Origin of the sequence: Pseudoalteromonas sp. Isolate3 (genome assembly GCF_022398505.1) — a bacterium.
GTDB lineage: Bacteria > Pseudomonadota > Gammaproteobacteria > Enterobacterales > Alteromonadaceae > Pseudoalteromonas > Pseudoalteromonas apostichopi.
Map to the genome: position 1 here is coordinate 18161 of NZ_JAKEVN010000050.1, position 9366 is coordinate 27526.

10 protein-coding genes are annotated in these 9366 nt (G+C 40.3%); 4 read left to right on the forward strand and 6 right to left on the reverse strand.

Annotated elements, in window-relative coordinates:
• Positions 1 to 2: 2 nt before the first annotated feature.
• Positions 3 to 731 (reverse strand): copper homeostasis protein CutC, encoded by a 729-nt coding sequence (locus tag L1D46_RS11410; protein ID WP_130052578.1) that lies wholly within the window; start codon positions 729 to 731, stop codon positions 3 to 5.
• A 553-nt stretch (positions 732 to 1284) separates the two neighbouring features.
• Here L1D46_RS11410 and L1D46_RS11415 point away from each other — a divergent pair.
• Positions 1285 to 4074 carry a TonB-dependent receptor gene (locus L1D46_RS11415; RefSeq protein ID WP_168990038.1) on the forward strand — a complete coding sequence of 930 codons (2790 nt, stop codon included), beginning with the start codon at positions 1285 to 1287 and terminating at the stop codon, positions 4072 to 4074.
• A gap of 73 nt (positions 4075 to 4147) precedes the next feature.
• Complete coding sequence (locus L1D46_RS11420) at positions 4148 to 4564, forward strand: GNAT family N-acetyltransferase (RefSeq protein WP_239977573.1); 417 nt, start codon at positions 4148 to 4150, stop codon at positions 4562 to 4564.
• 37 nt (positions 4565 to 4601) lie between these two features.
• Here L1D46_RS11420 and minE read toward each other — a convergent pair whose 3' ends face one another.
• The 3 genes from minE to minC are packed head-to-tail and all read right to left on the reverse strand — an operon-like array spanning position 4602 to position 6386.
• Positions 4602 to 4865: a cell division topological specificity factor MinE gene (gene minE, locus L1D46_RS11425; protein ID WP_054552047.1), complete on the reverse strand. Its 264-nt coding sequence runs from the start codon at positions 4863 to 4865 to the stop codon at positions 4602 to 4604.
• Position 4866: 1 nt separating this feature from the next.
• On the reverse strand, positions 4867 to 5676 hold the full coding sequence (gene minD, locus L1D46_RS11430; protein ID WP_130052576.1) for a septum site-determining protein MinD: 810 nt from the start codon (positions 5674 to 5676) through the stop codon (positions 4867 to 4869).
• Positions 5677 to 5681: 5 nt separating this feature from the next.
• On the reverse strand, positions 5682 to 6386 hold the full coding sequence (minC, locus tag L1D46_RS11435; RefSeq protein ID WP_130052575.1) for a septum site-determining protein MinC: 705 nt from the start codon (positions 6384 to 6386) through the stop codon (positions 5682 to 5684).
• A gap of 156 nt (positions 6387 to 6542) precedes the next feature.
• Here minC and L1D46_RS11440 point away from each other — a divergent pair, with 156 nt between their 5' ends.
• Complete coding sequence (locus L1D46_RS11440) at positions 6543 to 6824, forward strand: YcgL domain-containing protein (RefSeq protein WP_130052574.1); 282 nt, start codon at positions 6543 to 6545, stop codon at positions 6822 to 6824.
• Positions 6817 to 7842: a lytic murein transglycosylase gene (locus L1D46_RS11445; protein WP_130052573.1), complete on the forward strand. Its 1026-nt coding sequence runs from the start codon at positions 6817 to 6819 to the stop codon at positions 7840 to 7842. The genes L1D46_RS11440 and L1D46_RS11445 overlap by 8 nt, the downstream gene beginning before the upstream one ends.
• Positions 7843 to 7964: 122 nt before the next feature.
• On the opposite strand, the gene L1D46_RS11450 is transcribed toward L1D46_RS11445, so the two are convergent.
• The gene (locus L1D46_RS11450) at positions 7965 to 8378 is read right to left on the reverse strand and encodes a hypothetical protein (RefSeq protein ID WP_130052572.1); all 414 of its coding nucleotides are present in this window, start codon (positions 8376 to 8378) and stop codon (positions 7965 to 7967) included.
• A 158-nt stretch (positions 8379 to 8536) separates the two neighbouring features.
• Complete coding sequence (locus tag L1D46_RS11455; RefSeq protein ID WP_055021667.1) at positions 8537 to 9094, reverse strand: MarR family transcriptional regulator; 558 nt, start codon at positions 9092 to 9094, stop codon at positions 8537 to 8539.
• Between the last annotated feature and the right edge of the window lie 272 nt (positions 9095 to 9366).

Here is a 9366-nt window from a genome sequence, read left to right on the forward strand (position 1 = left end):
GCTTAATCCTTTGAAAGTAGCTTATTGATAGCCTCAGCGCTAATTGCACCTTGTGCGTTATGCACGCAAGAGTGTACATGTACAGATGCATTTGCTGAATGGTTTCTTATTAATTGCCAAAAAGCTTCCGCGTTTTCTAGGGTAACGCCACCACCCATAACAATTTCTATTTGATTAGCGCTGTGTGCTAAGTATGTGTTGAGCTGATTTAGACCATCAACAGCACTTTGGCCGCTTTGCCACGGCGTGCCTGCTGTTAATATGCGGTCAACTCCTAAGCTAATTAGTTTTTCAAGTGCGCATAACGGATTTGTCAGGCTATCGAATGCACGATGAAAGGTAACCATAAGCCCATAATGTTTTGCAGTGGCGAGTAAAGAACGAGTTACCTCTATATCAAGTTTTCCTTGTTTGACTGCACCAAATACTACCCCATGTGCGCCTACATTAGCTGCGAGTTTTATCTGTTTTTCCATTAATTTATGACACTCAGTACTTACAGTAAAATTGCCAGCTTCTGGTCGTATCATTACTAATAGCTCGGTATTTCTGGTCAGGCTTTTCAATGCGCATTCAATTGCAGAAATACCGGGTGTTAAGCCTCCTAGGTGCAAATTACTGCATAACTCAAATCGTTTTACGCCTAAGTTGCTAGACGTAAAAACGTTGTTCGCAAGTTGCTTTAAGTCGCCTTCGTTTAGGCAGACTTCGAGAATTTTACCATTGCTCATCGTCGTTCTTTTACCATATCTATTACACCTAGTTTCTAGTCACTTATTTAACTTGCATTATCAGAAAGTGCCTTTCGGGTTTTAATTTATATTTATCAATGAATTATATGTTTGTGTGTGTTTTTTAGAATTTAGGCTTAAATACAAAAAACATAAGGTTAACTATAAAGTAGAAAAGATAAAAATGAATATAAAATATTCCACACGCCGATTTTGTCATATCTCTCACCGAATTTTTATTATCACTTTTTGACCACTCACCCTATTCTGAATTGGAGTTTAACAAGCTATTAACTACCGATAATACGTTTTAAAACCGATAACAATAAATCGTTTTTGTGGAGGTTATACCAATTCGCTTAATTAAATGGTCTATTTTGAGGCAAGAAAACCTTGTTGATAACAAAGCAGAAATTTCGTTATTTAGCTGTTCTAAATCAGAAATTTTTAACGCAGTTAGCGACAGGTTTAATCCCTCTAAATGACTAATTATTATTGCGGGTTGGTATTAAAGCCTCATAAACAAAAACAGAACACACAACTGGAGATAGGCATGGGCAAGCAAACTGTAATAAAAACAAAAGGGCAGGGACGGCATTTCAAACGTAATGCAATTTTAATTTCGCTATTGGCTGCTATTAATACAAGTTACGCAGCAGAGCAAGCAAATGACGATGTAGAAGTGATTGAAGTACGAGGAATTCGTTCTTCAACAGCAGAAAACTTAGCAATAAAACGACTATCAGCTGCCACTGTTGATGCAATCACTGCTGAGGATATAGGTAAGTTCCCTGATAAAAATGTCGCTGATTCATTGCAACGTGTATCAGGTGTTCTAATTGACCGCGATGGTGGCGAAGGTAGCCGTGTAAGTATTCGTGGTACTTCACCAGATTGGACTCTAACCCAATTAAACGGTAACTATATTGCTTCATCAGGTTCAGGTACTCCTACCCGTAGTTTTAATTACACGTTATTGCCTTCAAGCATGATCAAAAGTGTAGAAGTGTATAAAAGTGCTGAAGCACGCATAGATGAGGGCGGTATTGGTGGTACGGTTATTTTACATACCCGTAAACCACTAGAGATGGAAGCAAACTCAGGTGCGTTAAGTGCTGAAGTAACTTACGATGATGTGTCTGAAGATACTAAACCGCAAGTCAATGTGCTTTATTCATGGAAAAATGACGACGAAAACTTTGGCGTACTTGCCGGCTTTACTCGTCAAGATCGCACCGTAACAACCATCACTAACAACGCGTCACACTGGCGTTTTCACTCAGATACAGTTGAAGGGGCAGAGCGCCCTGCGCTTGTCGACCAAGCAACTGGCGAAGTGTACAACAATGTATGGGCACCGCGGGCTATGAGTGTAAATAACTCAAACCAAGACCGTACCCGTGATGGTTATCAAGTGGCCGTTCAATGGGCCCCAAGTGACAGACTTGACTTAAACTTTAATTATTTTGGTGCCAAGCTAGGTTATGACCAAACAGGACAAAGCATTACCTTTGCTGAGTGGAATGATAATCATAACCCGTATTACGGTATTGTACTTGATGGCGATACCGTAGTTGCTTACGGTAACGGTGATAATGGTTTACTGAATGACAATAACTGGGGTGATGCTGATGTAAACGGCGGTGTGCCTGTGCGTCGCGGTTTGTTGTCTCCTCAACTTACCGGGCGTGAGCGTTTTGGTGAGTCAAAATCAAACACCTACGATTTTGAAGGCACTTATTATGGCGATACTTACAGCGTTACAGTAAAGCTGGGGCATACCGAAGCAGAGGGTGGTACCTCAAAAGAAACCTACGCTAATATTGATGCGCGGTTAGGCTCAGTAAATAGCTGGTTATGGTCAATTGAAAATGGTAAACCAAGCTATGAAGTATCGACCGATTTAGCCACTGATAAAGAAGCGTACCAATATTACGATTGGTTTGACTCTTACTCATCTGAAAATGAAGACTCTGAAGATTACATTCAAACAGATGTAAAATTTGACCTTGATGGTAGCTTTTTCACCCGTTTATATGTGGGGGGTAAATACCGCGATCACGAAATTAAAGGTATTCGTAACGACTTTCGTTGGGATGACGGCATAGCTGATAACGGTGGTTACCGAGGTTATTTACCTGGTACTGAGTGGTTCCATAATCCAGATTTTCATCCGGATGCACCAACATTGGTGAGCGACCACGTGGTTGATAACAGCGCCGGTGATACAGGTGCATTTAACTTTTTAGCATTCGATTTTGGAGCGCTTGATAACTACTTAAAAGAAAACTTTAGCCAAACAGTTGTACCTACGCTTTCGGGTACTTATGCCCTTGAAGAGAAAATTTGGTCTGTGTACACACAAGCTGATTTTGAATGGCAAGATTTTCGCGGTAATGTCGGCGTGCGCTATGTCAATACAGAGCTTAGCACTTTGACTTACGATGATGTCATTGGTCAAGACGATGACGATACCGACCCGAATGAGCGCAGTAGCGATGGCAGTGAAGTACTACCAAGCTTTAACCTTGCATGGGATGCAACCGAAGACCTTGTTGTTCGTTTTGCCGCAGCACGCACCATGGCAAGAGTGAGCTATTCAGACTTAAGCCAGGCCGAGTCATATGGTCCTCCAGTTAACATTAACTCACCTGATTCATGGACAGGCCGTGGTAATGGTACCTCAGTAAATACAGGGCTTGAGCCTATGTTATCTGACCAATTCGATTTAGGTATTGAATGGTATTACGGCGATGGTTCAGCACTTGGCGCGACGTTATTCTCTAAAGATATTTCTAACTTACCAATTTCGACAGTAGAAATAGTAGAGCGTGAACACGATTGTTGTAATGGCCCAATCGAAGTCGAAATGAACACCAAAGTCGGTGGCGGTGATGCAAAATCAGAAGGTTTGGAGCTGTTCTTTCAGCATTCGTTTGATAATGGTTTTGGTATTTTAACTAACTATACCTACACAGATACCAGCACCAGCGAAGTATCTACTGACGGGCAAAAAACAGAAGCCGAAATTCCAGGCACGGCTAAGCACCAATATAATGTGTCGGTGTATTTTGAAAATGACGACTTTAGTGTTCGTGCGTCGTATAACTGGAAAGATGACCGTGCTAACGGTATTCACCAAGGCTATAACTTATATACCAAAGACTATGGTCAGCTTGATGTGAATGCCTCGTACAACTTAACAGAGGATCTTTCGTTTACCGCATCAGTTGTGAACCTAACAGAAGAAGTTGAAGAAGGTTACTGGAAACAAAGCAATCGCTTTACTTATAACCAATATTCGGGCCGCCGTTTTTACTTAGGCGCAAATTATAATTTCTAACCGAAGACATGTTGTTTGTTGCAACCTAAAAAGGTACTTTTATTAAAGTACCTTTTTCTTTTTTAAGACAATAATGATTAAGTTTGTAAAAACAACTGAGCAAGACAAAGCCTATTTACTCGACCTAAGATTAAATACCATGGTTGAGCACTTAGAAAATCAGGGGTTATTTTTATCACTTGAGCAGCATCAAGCAAGAGTGGCTGAGCACTTTGAGCATAGTCATTTAGTGTTAAATGATGGGCAATGTGTAGGCGCTGCCAAGTTCATCGTTAGTGATCAAGCAATTAGTTTATTACAGCTACAAATTGCACCTAAAGAGCAAGGCAAAGGGTTAGGCACTAAGGTGTTAGATGCACTAAAAGCGCAAACAGCAAAGATAAATTTAACGGTGTTAAAAGCTAATCCAGCGTATGGATTATATCAACGGGCAGGGTTTAAAACTCTAGGCGAAGACGACTATGAGTTTCACATGCAGTGGCAGAAATAAAAAAGGGCGCTGTTAAAAACTAAGCGCCCAATTTTGACTATTTCTTTTCTTCGTCAGGTAAAGTGACGTTTAGCTCAAGTACTGCTAAGTCATCTTCGTTTTGGTCAAACTGAACCTGAACTGCATCAGTGTTTACATTCACGTATTTACGAATAACATCTAGGATGTCTTGTTTTAGCTGTGGTAAATAATCAGGTGTACCACGCTGTGAACGTTCGTGTGCGACAATGATCTGCAATCGCTCTTTTGCTAATGACGCACTGCTTTTCTTTTCTGAGCGGAAGTAGTCAAGTAAAGACACATTAACCTCCAAAAATCCGTTTAAATAAGCCTTTCTTCTCAACGTCTAAGAAACGAAAATCAACAGTTTCGCCTAATAAACGATTGATTGCATCTGTATACGCTTGGCCAGCATCAGATTCAGCATCTAGAATAACCGGTTGACCAGAGTTCGATGCACTAAGAACAGCTTGTGATTCAGGAATAACGCCCAGTAGTTTAATCGCTAAGATTTCTTGTACGTCTTCTACCGAAAGCATTTCACCTTTTTCAACACGCTCAGGATTATAGCGTGTTAATAGTAGATGTTCTTTTACGCTTTCAAGACCTTCTTCAGCACGTTTTGATTTGCTGTGTAAAATGCCAAGAATACGGTCAGAGTCACGTACTGATGATACTTCTGGGTTCGTTGTTACAATCGCTTCATCAGCGAAGTACATTGCCATCATTGCACCGGCTTCAATACCCGCTGGTGAGTCACACACAATGTAATCAAAATCTTTTTTCAGCTCGTTAAGTACGCGCTCAACACCATCACGGGTTAGTGCGTCTTTATCACGGGTTTGTGAGGCAGGTAAAATATGTAGCTTATCAACGCGCTTATCTTTAATAAGTGCTTGATTTAGGTTTGCTTCGCCATTGATTACGTTTACGAAATCATAAACAACACGGCGTTCACAACCCATGATAAGGTCAAGATTACGTAGACCAATATCAAAGTCGATAATAACGGTTTTAAAGCCTTTAAGCGCTAAACCTGTGCCAATCGCAGCACTTGATGTGGTTTTACCAACACCACCTTTACCAGAAGTAACGACAATCACTTTTGCCATGAGATTTATCCTTTAACCAAAGCTGAAATTTCTAATGAATCATTTTTTTGTTGGATTTGTACTGCGCTGCCCCAGTGTTCACCTTGTAGAGAGTCGCTGATCCAATAACTACCATTAATCGAAACAAGTTCTGCTTCTAATTTTTGGCAAAATATATTTGCTTCGTTGTAACCTTTTGCCCCTGCAATTGCACGGCCGCGAAGGGTGCCATAAATGTGCACGTTACCGTCGCTTATCACTTCGGCGCCATGACTTACAGCACCAATCACGATTAAATCGCGGTCTTTTGCATACACTTGCTGGCCCGAACGAACAGTGCCATGAATAACTTGCGCAGGCAGGTGAACGGTTTTTTCAACGATAGATGTATTTGTTTGTTGTTTAGCGGTTGCAGCCTTAACGTCTTGTGAATAATTTAACACCGACAAGCCTGCAGCTTTTGCGCTTTCGTTTTGCTCTTGAGAGCCATTACAAACCCCAACAGGGTTTAGCGAAAGGCCGCTTAACATTGATTTTAAGAAAGAGAAATCAAGCGCTTCATCTTGTACGTCGCTTAAGTTGATTACGATAGGCGCACCGGCAAAGAACTTAGGTGCTTGGGCGATTTTCTCATCTAACTGCTTACTTAAGAGGGCCGTATCTGCTGAAAATAAATGTAAAACAGATAACGTAAAAAGGTTCCCTTTTAATTCAAAAATTTGTTCCGACATACACGCTCAATTGAATTGTCTGGATTAGCATAATTTAAGTATAAACACAGGCTGAACAAGGCATATACAGTAAAAATCTAATCTATTTTTTCTAACTTATTATTTGACTCATGTTATAGTGTGCGCCTTCGTTAAGCAAGATATTATAGGGCCATAATGCTAACTGCGGTGTATAAAAGTATTAAAAAAGCGGATACATACCTTTTTGTAGAAAAAAGAGATGATTTCTCACGCGTACCTGAACCTTTACTAGAAACGTTTGGTCAACCTAAGTACGTGATGATGATTAATCTAGCAAGCCGTGAAAAGTTAGGTGTGGCAGACTTAGGCGCGGTTAAGCAAGCGTTAATTGATCAAGGGTTCTACTTGCAATTACCTCCGCCAGAAGAAAATCTGTTAACCCAATTTAAAAAAGACAAGGGAGTTGAGAGTGATTAAAAAACTTGCCGTCATTTTACTCAGTGCTTCACTAAGTACTTCAGTATTGGCAGAACAAAAGACACAAGCTGATTTTGACGTTTACGTTGCAGCATTAAAAAAAGAAGCAATTGAAAAAGGCTATGATGAAGCCTTAGTTGATCAAGCACTTGCAACAGCTAAATTCAAAAAGAAAGTTATTTCAGCAGATAAAAATCAGCCAGAAGTAAAAGAAACCCTCGAAACTTATTTACCAAAACGTGTGCCGCAATGGAAAATTGACCGCGCGCGTAAATTATACAAAGAAAACCAAGACGTTCTTGAAAAAGTAGCCAAAGAATACGGTGTTCAAGCGCGTTTTATTGTTGCACTTTGGGGCCTAGAAAGTAACTTTGGTAAAATCCAAGGTGGTCACAGTGTGATTGCATCATTGGTGACACTTGCGTTTGATGGTCGCCGCGAAGCCATGTATAAAAACCAACTTTGGGCAGCACTTGATATCTTAAAAGAGGGTCACATTACCCTTGATAAATTCAAAGGCTCTTGGGCTGGTGCAATGGGGCAAACGCAGTTTATGCCAACCTCATTTAACGCCTATGCTGTTGATTACAATGGTGATGGCCGCAAAGATATTTGGACCACAGAAGAAGATGCATTTGCTTCAATCGCAAATTACTTAAAGCAAGCTGGTTGGAACGATGATTTAACCTGGGGTCGCCAAGTTAAATTACCTGAAGGGTTTGATAACTCATATATTCTTAAACGTGGCACGAAAACACGCAGCCAATGGTTAGAGTATTGGAAAGATTCAGAGCGCAGCCTTGCAGATTGGCAAGCCATCGGTGTTCGTAAAATGGATGGCAGTGACTTACCAAACGTTGATGTTACCGCCGCAATGGTAATGCCAGATGACGTAAACGGCCGTATGTATCTAGCCTACGATAACTACAAAGCACTTATGCACTGGAATCGCTCGTATTACTTCGCAACCAGTGTCGGTTACTTATCAGATCGCATCGGTTACCCAGCGATTAAGTAATTGATTAATAAAAGTTAGCAAGTACCAAGGGTAAAGCAATAAGTTTTACCCGAGCAACTTGCTAACTTATTCGGCGTTAAAACGCCTCCTACAAACTCGCTAACTTTCCACTCGGTACAATTTTAAACCTTTACCTTGAGTGCTTGTTGCAGTGCATCAACGTCTTTACAGCCAAGGTATATGTTTTTTCCGTCAGTTAAAGTTATTTTAACGGCTTTTCCAACAGACGCGTTATATAACCAGCCATCACTTAGCATACGTATACCAATTCCTTGATACCATTTTGTTTGGTATTCAGAAGTGTCGGCAATCTGAGATAATTCAACCTGTTTGCTAATGATCCCAAACCCAAAATACCAACGAAGTTTTTGTTCATCGATTACTATTGTCAGTGAAAAAAACAACACAACAATAAGCAGGTTTATCGATATTATAATCAGTTTGAGGTTAGCCAGTTCAGGAGAGAAAATTATAAAGGCACTAATCACTAATAAAATAATAATTAACGTGTAATTAATTTCCGTTTGTTTATACATAGCCTAATATCCTTGTATGTCAGAACGTAAATAGACGCTTAATTATTAGTATAGCAAATGGAAACAAAGTTACGATTATCTCCTACAAACGCCTTAAGCAAGACCTACAAGAGTGCGCGCGAAACAAGTTTCACGCCTACAAGGTCAAACTCGCTAACTTATTCCCCTTTCCCCGGCTTTTTCAAAATCTTATCTTTAAAATCAAGTACCTTACCAATGCCAGAACCTAGTTTCATTAGGCTTTGCAGTTGCTCAGGGCTTAAGCGTTGTAGCTCTGCTGACCACTTGGTTACGGTTTCGAGTAGGTCGTGAATTTCTTGCATTTGTTGCTGAGCAAAGCGCTCATCATCTGTGTGGGCTTCTTCTAAAATGTTATCGCGAAGCAGGCTTAGGGTTGGGTCTATCTCGCGTTTTTTACGCTCTTCGAATACGCGGTTGGCCATATCCCAAATGCTGCCAGCAGGGCCGTAGTATTCTTTACGGTCACCCGGAATATGGTGCACTTTAATTAAGCGCCAAGACTGTAGCTCTTTAATGCCCATACTTACGTTTCCGCGCGAGATACTTAAGGTATCGGCAATTTCATTTGCCGTCATTGGTTCTTTAGTAATGGTTAATAATCCACACATTTGACCAATGGTGCGGTTAAAGCCCCAACGGCTACCCATTTCACCGCAGTGCATAACAAAAGCTAAGTTTTTTTCAGATAGGCTCATAATTTTTAGTATTCAAAAATTTCAGAAATTAAATGCTAGCACGCTCGGGGTATAACTAAAAGAAATAGCCACTATGCAATCTTCTGCTACTAAAGTGTAGATATGCCATATTTAAAATTTAAGTTATTGAATTTAAATAATAGTTTAATTAAATGCCACAGTGATTAGCTATTTGATGTGGATCAATAATAGTGACAGTTAATAAGTTTATCGTATAGGCTGAAATCCAATAATACCATGGAGGAACGTTATGAAAGCTGCAGTAAATAAAG